A 14774-nucleotide genomic window follows, 5' to 3' on the forward strand; every position below is an offset into this window, starting at 1 on the left:
ACGCAGGAAGGTAGCCCAGCCCGGGCGGTGGTTGTCCCGGGGTAAGCATGTAGGGAGAGAGATAGGCAAATCCGTCTCTCATTAATCCTGAGGTGTGATGCCGAGCCGATTGTGGCGAAGTGGGTGATCCTATGCTGCCGAGAAAAGCCTCTAGTGAGTGTCGTAGCGGCCCGTACCCTAAACCGACTCAGGTGGTCAGGTAGAGAATACCAAGGCGGTCGGGTGAACTGTGGTTAAGGAACTCGGCAAATTGCCCCCGTAACTTCGGGAGAAGGGGGACCTTTACTGGTGATGGAACTTGCTTCTTGAGCTGGTGGGGGTCGCAGTGGCCAGGGGGAAGCGACTGTTTACTAAAAACACAGGTCCGTGCGAAGTCGTAAGACGATGTATACGGACTGACGCCTGCCCGGTGCCGGAACGTTAAGGGGACCGCTTAGCACTCTTTGGGGTGCGAAGGTGAGAACTTAAGCGCCGGTAAACGGCGGTGGTAACTATAACCATCCTAAGGTAGCGAAATTCCTTGTCGGGTAAGTTCCGACCTGCACGAATGGCGTAACGACTTCCCCGCTGTCTCAACCACAGGCCCGGTGAAATTGCAGTACGAGTAAAGATGCTCGTTTCGCGCAGCAGGACGGAAAGACCCCGGGACCTTCACTACAGCTTGACATTGGCGTTTGGAGCGTCTTGTGTAGGATAGGTGGGAGACTGTGAAGCGGTGACGCTAGTTATCGTGGAGTCATTGGTGAAATACCACTCTGGTCGTTTTGGACGTCTAACCCGCGCCCGTGTATCCGGGTGGGGGACAGTGTCTGGTGGGTAGTTTAACTGGGGCGGTTGCCTCCTAAAAGGTAACGGAGGCGCCCAAAGGTTCCCTCAGCCTGGTTGGCAATCAGGTGTCGAGTGTAAGTGCACAAGGGAGCTTGACTGTGAGACTGACGGGTCGAGCAGGAGCGAAAGCTGGGACTAGTGATCCGGCATCGGCGTGTGGAAGCGGTGTCGCTCAACGGCTAAAAGGTACCCCGGGGATAACAGGCTGATCTTCCCCAAGAGTCCATATCGACGGGATGGTTTGGCACCTCGATGTCGGCTCGTCGCATCCTGGGGCTGGAGTAGGTCCCAAGGGTTGGGCTGTTCGCCCATTAAAGCGGTACGCGAGCTGGGTTTAGAACGTCGCGAGACAGTTCGGTCCCTATCCGCTGCGCGCGCAGGAGACTTGCGAGGGGCTGTCCCTAGTACGAGAGGACCGGGACGGACGAACCTCTGGTGTGCCAGTTGTTCCGCCAGGAGCACGGCTGGTTGGCTACGTTCGGTAGGGATAACCGCTGAAAGCATCTAAGCGGGAAGCTCGCCTCAAGATGAGGTCTCCCACCACGAGAGTGGGTAAGGCCCCCTATAGACGATGGGGTTGATAGGCCGGAAGTGGAAGCGTAGTAATGCGTGGAGCTGACCGGTACTAATAGGCCGAGGACTTGACCATATTATGCTCGCGTTCACTATGTGATCTCAGAGACAGCAACCGGCACACACCGCGGTTACGCGTGTGTGGTGTGGTTGTGTGTTTCATGGGGTTACGGCGGTTATAGCGGTGGGGAAACACCCGGTTACATTCCGAACCCGGAAGTTAAGCCCGCCAGCGCCGATGGTACTGCACCGGGGACGGTGTGGGAGAGTAGGACGCCGCCGGACAATCTTTTGAGGGGGGCCATCCCGTTGGGATGGCCCCCCTTTTTTTGTGCCCAATGGTCGGCGTCATGGTGCGGCCGGCGTGACCGCGGCCTTCAGCAGAGGTTCGACGCGGTAGGGGATCTGGGTCGACAGGGCGATCGTCGTGTCCGACCGCCGGACGGCCGGGGAGGCAAGGATCCGGGCGATGATCTCCTGCAGATGCGGCGTGCTGTGAGCGACCACCCGGCAGAGCAGATCGGCCTGGCCGCTCGTGCCGTACACCTCGAGGATCTCCGGGATCTCGGCCAGCGTCTGCACCGCCTCCGTGAGCCGGCCCTGCGCGATCTGCAGCGAGGCGAAGGCGAGGATGGGATAACCGATCTCCTCGGTGGCGATGGCGGGGCCGAAGTCCGTGATCACGCCGCGCGCGGTCAGCTTCTCCACGCGTGCCTGCACGGTGCCCCGGGCCACGCCGAGCAGGCGGGCCAGTTCCGTGAGCCCGATGCGGGGATGGGCCCGCATGGTGGTCAGCAGTCGGCTGTCGAGCGCGTCGAGCATGTGCCGAGGCTACGCCCGGAGTGGGCGATTCGACCAGTGTGATCAGGCGAAAACGATCGGTTTTGGGCGATCCGCCTACTACAACTGGTCACTCTTGCCACCCGTAGGGCGACTTGCTGTCATATAGAAGTATGTTCGAGGAAGCGCAGTATTTCGCTCCGGTGGCGACGAAGGATGACGGTTCCGTCGTCGTCGGGCTGGCCACCAGCCACCCGGGGTTCGCGGACCTGGTCTACCGGGAGCGGCGCAACGCGATCGCGGCGCTGGCGCTAGGTCACACGCCCGGCGACCCGATTCCCGTCGCCGAGTACACCGACGAGGAACACCACGTGTGGGCGCTCGTCACCAAGGAACTGGCGGTCAAGCACCACAGGTACGCGGTGCGCGAGTTCCTCCGGGCGGCGGAACGGCTCGGGCTGCCCGAGCACCGCATCCCGCAGCTGCAGGAGGTCAGCGACCTGCTCCATCCGCTCACCGGCTTCCGCTACCTGCCCGCCGCCGGGCTGGTGCCGCTCCGTGAGTTCTACGGCGTGCTGGCCGACGGCCTGTTCCACTCCACGCAGTACATCCGGCACCACTCGGTGCCCTTCTACACGCCGGAGCCGGACGTCATCCACGAGGTGATCGGCCACGCCAACACTCTCGCCTCGCCCCGGTTCGCGGAGCTGTACCGGGCCGCCGGGCGGGCGGCGCGGCGCATGGAGACCACCGAGGCCCTGGAGTTCGTCTCCAAGGTGTTCTGGTTCACGCTGGAGTTCGGCGTCATGCGGGAGGACGGCGAGCTCAGGGCGTACGGCGCGGGGATCCTCAGCTCGTACGGCGAGATCGAGGAGTTCCGCGGGATGGACATCCGCCCGCTCGACCTCGCCGTGATGGGCACCACCAAGTACGACATCACCAAGTATCAGGAGGTGCTCTTCGAGGCGGCCTCGTTCGACCACCTCGAAGACACCGTCGGGACGTTCTGGGACACCTGCGACGACGACGCCGTCACCCGCCTCCTGTCCGGGGGCCGGCCGTAGGGGCTCGTCCCCGGCTCAGGGCGCGGGGACGATCAGCAGGGCGTCGCCGACTCCTCGTTCCACGCCGTCGGACGGGTGGTTGACCACCTTCTTGCCGATGACCATGGCGCTCGACCCGCCGCCGTCCAGGTTGATCGCGTCGCGCGCTCCGAGCCAGCGCATGAGCTCGGCCGCCTCGAAGAACGACGCGCCGATCGCGGCGCCGGGATCGCGGCCGTCCACGACCGCGATGACGAGCTTGCCGTTCCGGGTGACGCCGGCGAGCGTCCGGGGGTGGCGGCGCAGGATCATGTTGGTGTTGGCCATGCCGTCCCGGCCGGGGGTGATCGTCGTCCGGCCTCCGCGGACCAGGCCCACGGCGCCGCCGATGATGTTCGTCTCCGGCGTCAGCGGAACGGCCCTCGTCGTGCGCAGGTCGGTGACCCGGGTCGTGACCTTGATGGTCGTCCCCTCGGTCACGTGCTCCGACAGCCAGTCGGCGCCCGCTCCGACGCCGTGCAGCACCCGCATCCCACTGGTGACCTTGCCGCCCGTGTCGCGGACGGCCAGCACCTTGCCGGTCGCGTCGAGGACCGCCTCGACGCCGTCGTCCTCCGGGGTGTCACGCCCGAGTTCCTCGGTGTAGAGGACCACCTCGTCCGGCTGCGGCACCCGGTTGAGGCCGGCCACCTGGACGGTCGCCCCGTCGGCCGCGCGGGCGACCACGGAGGAGGACAACTCGGTGACCCGGGCCGTACGGCCCTTGAGGACCAGGCCGACGCGGCCGGGGACCGCCTCACTGAGCAGTTTGCCGCCCACGACCGAGATGCCGGTGGGGTCGCCGCGGAACGCGGGAAGTGTGTGGATGTCGAAGAAGCCGCCGTTCACCGCCGCCACGGCCTTGGCGGCGGTGGCCATCGCCGAGACCTTCTCCCGTTTGGCGACGCTCGTGCCCACCGAGGATCGGTAGGAGCCGCGGAAGGTGCGGGGATCGACCACGATCACCCGCACGCTCCAGGGGCCGGTGGTGACGAAGCCGTCGTCGCCCTGGAAGTCCACCTTCGCGTTCACGCCGGCGTCCTTGAGCTGCTTGACGACCTTGGCGGCCTCGGTCTTCTGGCTGAGCGGCCAGCCGCCGACGCGGACCATGTAGTAGTCGCCGGCGGGGAAGTCGGCCACGGCCGGCCGGGTGAACTTCACCACCGTGGGAGTGAACCCCGCCGCCTGTACGGCGTCCGCCTGGGCCTGCGCGTTGGACTCGGACATGAAGTCCTTGCCCGCCACGACGACGCTGACCGTGTACCCGTCCTTCGCGGTGCCGTGCTGGAGCGTGAAGTAGCTGATGCCGGGTCCGAGGCTCTTGGCCGCCGACTTCGGTATCCCGGGCGCGCCGAGCGGGAAGCTCGTCGTCGGCAGACCGGCGACGGGTTCGGCGACTGCCGGGGCCGTAAGGGTGGTCGTCGTCAGGGCCAGTGCTGCGGCCCCGGCGATCAGGCGGCGTCTCATGCGGTTTACTCCCCATCGGTGATCCTTGCGGGACCATCGTGGCGAGGCTGACACCCGTTGTGGAGGCGAACGCGCCAAAGGGCATCAAATTGCGATGTGAAACGGCCGACGGCATGCACAAAAATCGGACTAAAGGAACATAATCGCCCAAAGTGTGCATTCGACGGCTTACGCGGGGTCGACGGGGGTGCGGGCGTCCATCTCCCGGGCCCGCTGCACGAACTCCTGCGCGGAGCGGGCCTCGATGTGGACGAGGAGCCCGTCGGGTCGGCGGAACAGGCCCCAGTAGTGGGTGGTGGCCTGGCCCCACCAGATGGTCCAGCCGGGGAAACGCGCGGACAGGGCCCGTACCACCACGGCCGGGCTGATTCGGGGTTCGCTCATCGTGGGCACGCTTCGAGATAAGCACGACTCGGTGCGTGATCGCGAGTGTGCGAAGGGTAGCGGGTAGGAACTCTTACACCGGGGACGAGATACCTACGCTCCGGTTATGGCATCTCCGCGGCTCCACGGGCGGTTGCCCGCCGCGGGCGGTGGCGGCCGGATCGCGCTCAGCCGTTCTCGCGGCGGAAGGTCTCCAGGGCCAGCAGCGCGATATGCAGCGACAGACACGACTCGACGTCGTCGAGGTCGGTGTCGAGGACGCGCTCCAGCCGCCGCAGCCGGTCGTAGAAGGCGGGCCGGGACAGGTGGGCCTTCTGGGCGGCCACCGCCTTGTTGCGGCCCGAGTCGAGGTAGACGCGCAGGATCCGGGTCAGGTCGCCGTGCCGCTGCGCATCGTGGGCGAGCAGGGCGCCGAGCTCGCGTTCGGCGAAGGTCTGGAGCCGCGCGTCGTCCCGCAGCAGGTGCAGCAGCCCGCGCAGCCGCAGATCGGGCAGGCGGTAGAACGGCCGTCCGTCAGGCTGGCGCACCGCGACCGCGGCGACCTGCTCAGCCTCCAGGAAGCTGCGCCGTACGTCCTTGATCGATTCCACGACGGAGCCGGCCGCGAGCACGAACGGGGTGACGAACCCGGCCCGCAGGTGCTCGGCCAGGGTGTCGAGCGCGGTCTCTGCGGCCGTACGGGGCGGCAGCGGCAGCAGCACCCCCACGCTGCTCTGGTCGAGCGCTCCCACCAGCGCGGGCAGCTTGGCTTCACGGCAGGCGGCGGCGCCGGCCTCGGCCAGTTCGCCGAGCCTGGCCTGCTCGCCCAGCGCGGTGACGGCCGAGACTGGGCCGGCCGAGACTGGGCCGGCCGGAGAGGTCAGGCGGATCACGGCGCTGACCAGCCTGCGGCCGGTGAGCGGGACGCCGACGGCGCGGGCCCGCGCGGCGGCCTCGTCGGGATCGGCGTAGGCGTGGGTGAGGATGCCGGTCAGTATCGTGCCGTGCGCCTGCCGCTCCAGGGACTCCTGGTGCCGCTCCAGCAGGCGGCCGAGCGCGAGAGTGGTCGCCGCGCGTTCGGCGAGCACGATGTCGCGGGGGCCGGGCGGGCCGTCGCACAGCAGGATGAGCCGTCCCCAGTCCTGGCCCCGGGCCCCGACCATGGTCACCAGCCATCCGGCGGCGGCGTCGTAGGCGGTCCGCCCGGACGGCATGACCGCGCGCGACCTCGCCTCCCAGTTGGCCAGCACGGTGCCGGTGTCGCCTCCGGCGGCGTCGCAGGCCAGCACCTGGTGGGCGAGGTTCTCCAGCAGCGCCGGGCGGCCGGAGAAGCGGACGACCTGGTTCAGCACCTCCCCCGGGGAGGCGCCCTCGACGGACAGCTCGGTGAAGACCTCGTGCAGCTGCTCGGAGGCCCGTAACTCCTGGAGCTGGCTGTCGATGATCCGCGCGTGGACCGCCTCGGTGATCTGCACGAAGGGCGTCTCGCGGCCCAGCGTGACGAGCGGCAGCCCGTGTTCCTCCGCGGCCCTGACCACCGCCCTCGGCAGCTCGCGGACGAACCGGCGGCCGAGCTCCACGATCAGTCCTGAGGCGCCCACCTCGGCCAGTTCGCCGATGTAGTCGGCCAGACTGCCGGGTTCGCCCGGCAGCGCCACCCCGGTCGTGAGGACGAGCTCGCCGCCGCGCAGCAGGTGCGCGATGTCGTGGACCTCGCCGACGTGCACCCAGCGCACCCGGGTGTCGAGCCGGTCGCCGCCCGCCACCACCCGGGGGTCGCCGCGCCGCACCGTGTCAAGCGCGAGCACGTCGGCGACCGTGGGGAGCATGGTCCGAGGCTACCTGTGCGGGCGCGGAGCCGGTGACGTCCGCCATTGTGTAAGCGGAATCCGCATTCTCCCGACAGGCTGACGGGTGAGCCTTCGCCCGTCAGCCGGGATACTCAGAACATGTCGGACCTTCTCGCGCGCCATCGCGCGGTCATGCCCAACTGGATGGCCCTCTACTACGACGAGCCCATCGAGATCGTCGGCGGCAAGGGCAACCGGGTCGTCGACGCGGACGGGAAGAGCTACCTCGACTTCTTCGCCGGGATCCTGACCAACATGATCGGGTATGACGTACCCGAGGTGCGGGAGGCCGTCGAGCGTCAGCTCGCCACCGGGGTCGTGCACACCTCGACGCTGTACCTCCTCCGCACCCAGGTCGAGCTGGCCGAGAAGATCGCCCGCCTGTCGGGCATCCCGGACGCCAAGGTCTTCTTCACCAACTCCGGCACCGAGGCCAACGAGACGGCCCTGCTGCTGGCCACCTACGCCCGGGGCACCGACCAGGTGCTCGCGATGCGGCAGAGCTACCACGGCCGGTCGTTCGGCGCGATCAGCGTCACCTCCAACCGCGCCTGGAAGAACAACTCGCTGTCGCCGCTCAACGTGCACTTCCTGCACGGCGCAGACCGCCACCTCACGCAGTTCCGCGGCATGTCCGACGCCGACTACGTCGCCGCCTGCGTGGACGACCTGCGCCACGTGCTCGCCACCGCCGTCACCGGGAACGTCGCCGCGCTGATCGCCGAGCCCGTCCAGGGCGTCGGCGGCTTCACCGCCGCCCCCGACGGGCTGTTCGCCGCGTACAAGGAGGTCCTCGACGAGGAGGGCATCCTGTTCGTCAGCGACGAGGTGCAGACGGGCTGGGGCCGTACGGGCTCGGCGTTCTTCGGCATCCAGAACCACGGCGTGACGCCGGACATGATGACCTTCGCCAAGGGACTCGGCAACGGCTTCGCGGTCGGCGGCATCGTGGCGCGCGGCGACCTCATGGACGGCCCGCACGCCATCGGCCTGTCGACCTTCGGCGGCAACCCGATCTCGATGGCGGCGGCCAACGCGACACTCGACTACGTGCTCGACCACGATCTGCAGGCCAACGCGGCGCGCACCGGGGAGATCCTGATCTCCGGGCTGCGCGAGGCGGCCGGGCGGCTGCCCGTCGTGGGCGGCGTCCGGGGCCGCGGCCTGATGTTCGCCGTCGACCTGGTCGACCCCGCCACCGGAGTGCCGGCCCCCGCGCTGGCCGCCCGCTTCATGGAGGAGACCAAGAAGCTCGGCCTGCTCGCCGGCAAGGGCGGCCTGTACGGGAGCACGCTGCGCATGGCCCCGCCGCTCACCCTCACCGAGGACGAGGCCCGCGAGGGCCTCGGCATCCTCGTCACCGCTCTGGAGACCGTCGACGATGAAGCACGTTAACCACTGGATCGGGGGCGCGCGCACCGGCGAGGGCGCCCGTACGGCCGAGCTGTTCGATCCGGCGACGGGCGAGGTGAGCGGCCGGGTGTCGCTCGCCTCGGCCGGGGAGGTCGACGCGGCCGTGGACGCGGCCGCGCGGGCCTTCCCCGCCTGGCGCGACGCCTCGCTGGTCAGGCGCACGCAGGTGCTGTTCCGGTTCCGCGAACTGATGGACGCGCACCGCGACGAGCTGGCCGCGCTGATCACCGCCGAGCACGGCAAGGTCCACTCCGACGCGCTGGGCGAGGTGGCCCGCGGCCTGGAGGTCGTGGAGTTCGCCTGCGGCATTCCCCACCTGCTCAAGGGCGGCTACTCGGAGAACGTCTCGACCCGCGTCGACTCCTACTCGATCCGCCAGCCGCTCGGGGTGGTCGCGGGGATCACGCCGTTCAACTTCCCGGCGATGGTGCCGATGTGGATGTTCCCGGTGGCCATCGCCTGCGGGAACACGTTCGTGCTCAAGCCCTCCGAGCGCGACCCCTCGGCGTCGCTGCTCATCGCCGAGCTGTGGCGGCGGGCGGGGCTGCCGGACGGCGTGTTCAACGTCGTCCAGGGCGACAAGGTCGCGGTCGACCGGCTGCTGGAGCACCCGGCCGTACGGGCGGTGTCGTTCGTCGGCTCCACGCCGATCGCCCGGTACGTGTACGAGACGGGGACGGCCCACGGCAAGCGGGTGCAGGCCCTCGGCGGCGCCAAGAACCACATGCTCGTGCTGCCCGACGCCGACCTCGACCTGGTCGCCGACTCGGCCGTCTCGGCGGGCTTCGGCTCGGCGGGGGAGCGGTGCATGGCGATCTCCGTGGTGCTCGCCGTCGACCCGGTCGGCGACGACCTGGTCGAGAAGATCGTGTCGCGGGTGCGCGACCTGACCGTCGGCCCGGGCGACGACCCCGAGTCGCAGATGGGCCCGCTGGTCACCGCGGCGCACCGCGACAAGGTCGAGTCGTACCTCGACCTCGGTGTCGAGGAGGGCGCCAAGCTCGTGGTCGACGGCCGGGAGACGCCGGTGCGGGGCGGCCGGGGCGGCGGCTTCTGGCTGGGCCCCACCGTGCTCGACCACGTGCCGCCGGACTCCCGCGTCCACCGTGAGGAGATCTTCGGCCCGGTGCTGTCGATCGTGCGGGTCCGCTCGTACGAGGAGGGCCTGGAGCTGATCAACACCGGCGAGTACGGCAACGGCACGGCGATCTTCACCAACGACGGCGGCGCGGCCCGGCGCTTCCAGAACGAGGTGGAGGTGGGCATGGTCGGCATCAACGTGCCGATCCCGGTGCCGATGGCGTTCTACAGCTTCGGCGGCTGGAAGGCCTCGCTGTTCGGCGACACCCACGTGCACGGCACCGAGGGGGTCCACTTCTACACGCGGGGCAAGGTCGTCACCTCCCGGTGGCTCGACCCCTCCCACGGCGGAGTGAACCTGGGCTTCCCCGTCAACGGCTGAGATCCGCACGGCGGGCCGCTCCGGGGTGCCGGGCCAGTAGGCTCGGGACGTCCGTCTCTTCCCTGGGGGTCGTGCGTGCGCCGTACACACGTGGCCGTGGCGGTGGTGCCGGCGGTGGTGTCCGTCGCGCTGCTCGCCGCCTGTGGCAGCCGTTCCGCGCCGGGGACGGAGACGGTCACGCCGGGCACCTCGGAGGCGGCCGCGTCGACGACGGCCTCCGCAGGCCCCGGCCCGTCCGCACCGGCCGCCACACCCACCCCGACACCCGCGGCCTCGCTCGGGCCGGGCGAGGGAACGCTCAGCGTGGTCGCGCTCGACGGGTACGCCGAGTGGGGCGGCGTCGATCCCAAGGTGAAGTGGGTCGGCACGTTCGAGAAGGAGACGGGCTGCAAGGTCAGCCTCCGGTTCTACGACCCCCGCCAGGAGGAGAAGCCGGGCGACTTCGCGCCGTCGTCGTTCGACGTGGTCTCCGCGACGCCGGAGCTGGGCGGCAGGCTGATGGCGGAGGGCGGGGCCGCCCCGCTCAACACCTCCCTGCTCACCGGCTACGACAAGATCCCCAAGCGGCTGCGCACGCTGCCGTCGGTGACCCGGGACGAGCAGGTGTACGGCGTGCCGTACGTCTGGGCGACCAACGAGGTCCTCTACGACTCCGGCAAGGTCCGTTCGGCCGGGCCGGAGTCGTTGTTCGAGGACAAGGGGCCGGTGCTGCTCCGCGACCGCCCGCTGTCGCTGGCGGACGCCGCGCTGGTGCTCAAGGCGCGCGGCGCGGACATCGAGGACCCCTTCGACCTCACCGACGACCAACTCGACGCCGCCGCCGACCTGTTCCGCGAGGGCGACGCGGGCAGCCGTCTCTTCTGGCGTGACCCCATCCAGGTCGTCCAGGCCTTCGCGACGGGGTCCGTACGGCTCGCGCAGGCCACGCCGTACCACGCGGACGTGCTCAGCCACGGGCGCAAGCCCGTCAAGGTGTCGGGGGACCGGCCGGTGACCGGCTGGGCCGACGCCTGGATGCTGTCGGCGGAGGCCCCTCACCCCTCGTGCGCGTACAAGTGGCTCGACTTCACCACCTCGGCCGACGTGCAGCGGAAGGTGTCGGCCTGGATGGGCCTCGCCCCGGCCAACCCCGAGGCCTGCACCGGCGCGGCCCGCCGGATCTGCGCCGACTACGAGGTAGGAGAACCCCGGGCGCTCAAGTACGTCTACTTCGCGGTGCGCCCCGAGGCGTACGACAAGTGGGTGGAGCACTGGTCCCGCATCGTGCCGTGACGCCGCCCCATGGCAGGAAGACGTATTCGATGACCTCAAGGTCTCCGTACTTCTGGTACTACATCTTCTTCTTCTCCTGTGCGTATGTGTCGGGCACGCTGCTGACGCTGCTCGTCTTTGGCGCGAGTGTCGGCCACAGGGTCGCTCCTGGTCGTCCGGACGACGAGGGACTGGGAATGTCGCTGTTCGCCGTTTTCGGGCTCCTGCTTGATTTCGCCGCTCTCCTGGTCTTTCGCCGGTCCTGGGCGGCGAGGATATTGTGCGGGCTCACCGCCCTGTTGGCGGTCGTCGCCATGACGAAACTGCTGGCGTAGTCTCCCCCGTCCGGGTGCGGCGGGGGCGCCGGCTCGTGTGGGCGACGGGGGGTGGCGGGGCCGGGGTGCCTGGTTCGGTGATCCCGCGCGGAGGGCTTTGCGGGGCCCCCGGTTTTGTCGGTGGGGGCAGAAAGAATCGGCGTGTGGATGTCGGGGGCGCGAGCTCCGCTCCGGCTCCTCAGTGAGTGCCGCCCGCGGTGTCGACGACACGTGGCGGTCCCACCGAGACGAAAAGGACACGACGATGACGCTCGCATATGCTCCCTCCCTCACCGGCGAGATCGTGCGGCCCGGCGACGAGGCGTACGAGACCCTGTGCCGGACCTCCGGCGGCACCGGCAGCCCCGCGTACATCGTGCGCTGCCGCGACGCGGAGGAGGTCGCGCGGGCCGTCAGGTTCGCGACGGAGGAGGGCCTGACGCTGTCGGTGCGCAGCGGCGGGCACCACGGCGCGGGGTTCGCCACCAACGACGGCGGGTTGGTGATCGACCTGGCGCCCATCAACGGGGTGGAGGTGTTCGGCGGCCTCGACGACATCGTGCGGATCGGCGCCGGCGCGCGGTGGGGCGAGGTGGCCCGCGCGCTCGCGCCGTACGGCCTGGCCGTCTCCTCGGGAGACACCGCGGCGGTGGGTGTCGGCGGGCTGATGCTCGGCGGCGGCATCGGGTGGATGGTGCGCAAGCACGGCCTCGCCCTGGACCATCTCGTCGCCGCGGAAGTGGTGACCGCCGACGGCCGGATCGTCCGGGCGAGCACGACGGAGCACCCCGACCTGTTCTGGGCGATCCGGGGCGGCGGTGGCAACTTCGGCGTGGTGACCACGTTCGAGGTCGCGGCCACGCGCGAGCGGGAGGTGACCTTCGCCCGGGTCGTCTATCCGGCGAGCCAGGCGGCTCAGGTGCTCAGGGGCTGGCGCGACGTCATGCGGGCGGCGGGTGACGAGCTCACCTCCACCGCGCAGCTGTCTCCCGCGTCCGGCGACGACGTCCCGCCCACGGTCGTGATCACCGCCTGTCAGGCCGGCGGCGACCACGACGCGGTGGAGCCCCTCACCCGGCTCGGTGACGCCCTCGGCGTGGACGTCGCGGTGAAGCCGTACGCGGACCTGCTGGTGGAGACCCCGCCGGGACCGCCGCCGGCCTGGCACGCGCTGCTGCGCAACCGGTTCGCCCGGTCCTGCACCGACGAGCTGATCGACACGCTCGTGTCCCGCGCGGGCGACGTTCCGATGACGGTGGTGGAGCTGCGCGCGCTCGGCGGCGCGATGGGCCGGGTGCCGGCCGGGGCCACCGCCTTCGCCCACCGGGACGCCGAGATCCTGCTGACCACGGTCGTGCTGGGTGGCCGGGCGGAGCACGCGCCGGTCCGGGAGAGCTTCGAAGCGCTGTGGCGCGGCCTGACTCCCCACACCGCCGGGGCGTACGGCAACTTCCTGAGCGAGCCGTCGAAGGACGACGTGGCCGCCGTCTACCCGGCCGGCACCTACGAGCGGCTCGCGGCCGTCAAGCGCCGCTACGATCCCGCGAACCTGTTCGACCAGAACATCAACGTCGGTCCGGAAGGGAGCCGCTGACGGGTGATGGTCAGGACATGGCCGCGCGGGAGCGGCGGGGCAGCGGCACCTTTCCCTCGGGCGCGGGCAGCAGGGCCTCGGCGCAGTCGTCGCAGGCGTGTACGGGGGCGTTGTCGGGCAGCATGCCCACCTTGACCCGGGGGCGGGGCCACTTCTTGTGGCAGACGACACAGGCGTCGCCGTCGCGCTGCGTGGTGGTCAGACCGGCAGGGTCGAACGTCAGCATGAGCCGCTCGGCGCCGTTCGGGTTCCAGCCCATCAAAGTCCCCCCTCGATCGCCTATCGGAACCGTTATAACGCGGTTACCCTTCGTGATCGGCGCGAGTCGGGCCAAGCGATGGTTAAATCGCGGCATAACGCAAGCCGTACAACAACAAAAGGGACACCCTGGAAGATAACGGGTGCCCCTTTTGATCCGTTTGAAACGGTCTAATCGATGTTGAGGGCCTTCTCCAGGATGGACAGGCCCTCCTCCAGCAGGTGGTCGGGGATGACCAGCGGCGGCAGGAAGCGCAGCACGTTGCCGTAGGTTCCGGCGGTGAGCGCGAGAAGCCCCTGCTCATGGCACCTGCGCGCGATCTCGCCGGCCGGGTAGGGCTCCTTGGTCCCCGGGACCACGAGCTCGATCGCGATCATCGCTCCGCGCCCGCGCACGTCGCCGATGATCGGGTTGCGCTCCTGGAGGGCACGGAGACGGGGAAGCATGACCTCGCCGATGTGCCGGGCCCGCTCGACGAGGTTCTCCTCCTCGATGGTCTCCAGCACGCCCAGGGCCGCCTCGCAGGCGAGGGGGTTGCCGCCGTACGTGCCGCCGAGCCCGCCCGTGTGGACGTGGTCGAGCAGGTCGGCCCTGCCGGTCACGGCCGCCAGCGGGAGGCCGCCGGCGATGCCCTTGGCGGTGCAGATGATGTCCGGGACGATCCCCTCGTCCTCGCAGGCGAACAGATGGCCGGTCCGGGCGAAGCCCGTCTGGACCTCGTCGGCGATGAAGACGATGCCGTTGGCCCGGCAGTACTCCACGATCTTCGGCAGGAACCCGCGGGCCGGCTCGATGAACCCGCCCTCGCCCGCGATCGGCTCGATGAGCACCGCCGCGACGTTCTCCGCGCCGACCTGCTTGTTGATCATGTCGATCGCCTGCGCCGCGGCCTCCTCGGCGCAGTTCTCCGGCCCGGTGGGCCAGCGGAACGGATAGGCGAGCGGCACCCGGTACACCTCAGGCGCGAACGGGCCGAATCCGTGCTTGTACGGCATGCTCTTGGCCGTCAGCGTCATCGTGAGCAGCGTGCGGCCGTGGTAGCCGTGGTCGAACACGACGACCGCCTGCCGCCCGGTGGCGTGCCTGGCGACCTTGACCGCGTTCTCGACGGCCTCCGCACCGCTGTTCACCAGGAACGTGCGCTTGTCGTGGTCGCCGGGCGTCAGGTCGTTGAGCTTCTCGCAGACCGTCACGTACGACTCGTACGGCGCGACCATGAAGCAGGTGTGGGTGAAGTCGGCGACCTGCTTGCGCACCCGCTCGACCACGCGCGGCGCGGCGTTGCCGACGTTGGTCACGGCGATGCCCGAACCGAAGTCGATCAGGGAGTTGCCGTCCGCGTCGACGATCACGCCGCCGCCCGCGTGGGTCACGAAGACGGGCAGGGTGGTGCCGATGCCAGGAGGCACGGCCGACTGCTTGCGCGCGAACAGCTCGCGGGACCGCGGGCCGGGGATCTCGGTGACGAGGCGGCGCTCCTGGGGGAGCTGCGGGCCGCCGTGCGTGGTCGCAGTGCTCATATCTGAGACGCTACGGCT

12 protein-coding genes and 2 rRNA genes (1 of these 14 only partly in view) are annotated in these 14774 nt (G+C 69.5%); 8 read left to right on the plus strand and 6 right to left on the minus strand.

Annotated features, from left to right (window positions below):
- Positions 1–1477, plus strand: a 23S ribosomal RNA gene (locus OG344_RS18470); it begins 1629 nt to the left of the window's first position.
- A gap of 92 nt (positions 1478–1569) precedes the next feature.
- A 5S ribosomal RNA gene (gene rrf / locus OG344_RS18475) occupies positions 1570–1686 on the plus strand.
- 63 nt (positions 1687–1749) lie between these two features.
- On the opposite strand, the gene OG344_RS18480 is transcribed toward rrf, so the two are convergent.
- Complete coding sequence (locus tag OG344_RS18480) at positions 1750–2223, minus strand: Lrp/AsnC family transcriptional regulator (protein ID WP_405084157.1); 474 nt, start codon at positions 2221–2223, stop codon at positions 1750–1752.
- A gap of 131 nt (positions 2224–2354) precedes the next feature.
- Between OG344_RS18480 and OG344_RS18485 the strand changes: the two genes are divergently transcribed.
- Positions 2355–3245 carry a phenylalanine 4-monooxygenase gene (locus OG344_RS18485; protein ID WP_405084158.1) on the plus strand — a complete coding sequence of 297 codons (891 nt, stop codon included), beginning with the start codon at positions 2355–2357 and terminating at the stop codon, positions 3243–3245.
- A 15-nt stretch (positions 3246–3260) separates the two neighbouring features.
- Here the strand turns inward: OG344_RS18485 and OG344_RS18490 are convergent, their stop codons facing one another.
- The 3 genes from OG344_RS18490 to OG344_RS18500 form a co-directional block, all read right to left on the minus strand.
- Entirely contained in the window at positions 3261–4730 is a 1470-nt protein-coding gene (locus OG344_RS18490) for a phosphodiester glycosidase family protein (protein ID WP_405084159.1), read from the minus strand.
- Positions 4731–4898: 168 nt separating this feature from the next.
- Positions 4899–5114: a hypothetical protein gene (locus OG344_RS18495; protein ID WP_405084160.1), complete on the minus strand. Its 216-nt coding sequence runs from the start codon at positions 5112–5114 to the stop codon at positions 4899–4901.
- Between the two features lie 167 nt (positions 5115–5281).
- The gene (locus OG344_RS18500) at positions 5282–6922 is read right to left on the minus strand and encodes a PucR family transcriptional regulator (protein WP_405084161.1); all 1641 of its coding nucleotides are present in this window, start codon (positions 6920–6922) and stop codon (positions 5282–5284) included.
- 120 nt (positions 6923–7042) lie between these two features.
- On the opposite strand from OG344_RS18500, the gene OG344_RS18505 reads away from it, so the two are divergent.
- The 5 genes from OG344_RS18505 to OG344_RS18525 all read left to right on the plus strand — a co-directional run bounded on the left by OG344_RS18505 (position 7043) and on the right by OG344_RS18525 (position 12977).
- Positions 7043–8338 carry an aspartate aminotransferase family protein gene (locus OG344_RS18505; RefSeq protein WP_405084162.1) on the plus strand — a complete coding sequence of 432 codons (1296 nt, stop codon included), beginning with the start codon at positions 7043–7045 and terminating at the stop codon, positions 8336–8338.
- Positions 8325–9818 carry a CoA-acylating methylmalonate-semialdehyde dehydrogenase gene (locus OG344_RS18510; RefSeq protein ID WP_405084163.1) on the plus strand — a complete coding sequence of 498 codons (1494 nt, stop codon included), beginning with the start codon at positions 8325–8327 and terminating at the stop codon, positions 9816–9818. Before OG344_RS18505 ends, OG344_RS18510 begins: the two co-directional genes overlap by 14 nt.
- Positions 9819–9893: 75 nt before the next feature.
- Entirely contained in the window at positions 9894–11090 is a 1197-nt protein-coding gene (locus tag OG344_RS18515) for an extracellular solute-binding protein (protein WP_405084164.1), read from the plus strand.
- A 29-nt stretch (positions 11091–11119) separates the two neighbouring features.
- Positions 11120–11404 carry a hypothetical protein gene (locus OG344_RS18520; protein ID WP_405084165.1) on the plus strand — a complete coding sequence of 95 codons (285 nt, stop codon included), beginning with the start codon at positions 11120–11122 and terminating at the stop codon, positions 11402–11404.
- Positions 11405–11648: 244 nt separating this feature from the next.
- The gene (locus OG344_RS18525; RefSeq protein WP_405084166.1) at positions 11649–12977 is read left to right on the plus strand and encodes an FAD-binding oxidoreductase; all 1329 of its coding nucleotides are present in this window, start codon (positions 11649–11651) and stop codon (positions 12975–12977) included.
- Positions 12978–12987: 10 nt separating this feature from the next.
- Here OG344_RS18525 and OG344_RS18530 read toward each other — a convergent pair whose 3' ends face one another.
- Both OG344_RS18530 and gabT read right to left on the minus strand, forming a co-directional pair.
- Entirely contained in the window at positions 12988–13236 is a 249-nt protein-coding gene (locus tag OG344_RS18530; RefSeq protein ID WP_139576006.1) for a hypothetical protein, read from the minus strand.
- A 170-nt stretch (positions 13237–13406) separates the two neighbouring features.
- Entirely contained in the window at positions 13407–14756 is a 1350-nt protein-coding gene (gene gabT, locus OG344_RS18535; protein WP_405084167.1) for a 4-aminobutyrate--2-oxoglutarate transaminase, read from the minus strand.
- Between the last annotated feature and the right edge of the window lie 18 nt (positions 14757–14774).

The organism is Microbispora sp. NBC_01389, assembly GCF_045040095.1.
GTDB lineage: Bacteria > Actinomycetota > Actinomycetes > Streptosporangiales > Streptosporangiaceae > Microbispora.

What these genes read in the sequence shown, in the direction of transcription:
- OG344_RS18480 (WP_405084157.1), bottom strand. Translation starts at nt 2,223, where the DNA reads ATGCTCGACGCGCTCGACAGCCGACTGCTGACCACCATGCGGGCCCAT.
- OG344_RS18485 (WP_405084158.1), top strand. Translation starts at nt 2,355, where the DNA reads ATGTTCGAGGAAGCGCAGTATTTCGCTCCGGTGGCGACGAAGGATGAC.
- OG344_RS18490 (WP_405084159.1), bottom strand. Translation starts at nt 4,730, where the DNA reads ATGAGACGCCGCCTGATCGCCGGGGCCGCAGCACTGGCCCTGACGACG.
- OG344_RS18495 (WP_405084160.1), bottom strand. Translation starts at nt 5,114, where the DNA reads ATGAGCGAACCCCGAATCAGCCCGGCCGTGGTGGTACGGGCCCTGTCC.
- OG344_RS18500 (WP_405084161.1), bottom strand. Translation starts at nt 6,922, where the DNA reads ATGCTCCCCACGGTCGCCGACGTGCTCGCGCTTGACACGGTGCGGCGC.
- OG344_RS18505 (WP_405084162.1), top strand. Translation starts at nt 7,043, where the DNA reads ATGTCGGACCTTCTCGCGCGCCATCGCGCGGTCATGCCCAACTGGATG.
- OG344_RS18510 (WP_405084163.1), top strand. Translation starts at nt 8,325, where the DNA reads ATGAAGCACGTTAACCACTGGATCGGGGGCGCGCGCACCGGCGAGGGC.
- OG344_RS18520 (WP_405084165.1), top strand. Translation starts at nt 11,120, where the DNA reads ATGACCTCAAGGTCTCCGTACTTCTGGTACTACATCTTCTTCTTCTCC.
- OG344_RS18525 (WP_405084166.1), top strand. Translation starts at nt 11,649, where the DNA reads ATGACGCTCGCATATGCTCCCTCCCTCACCGGCGAGATCGTGCGGCCC.
- OG344_RS18530 (WP_139576006.1), bottom strand. Translation starts at nt 13,236, where the DNA reads ATGGGCTGGAACCCGAACGGCGCCGAGCGGCTCATGCTGACGTTCGAC.
- gabT (WP_405084167.1), bottom strand. Translation starts at nt 14,756, where the DNA reads ATGAGCACTGCGACCACGCACGGCGGCCCGCAGCTCCCCCAGGAGCGC.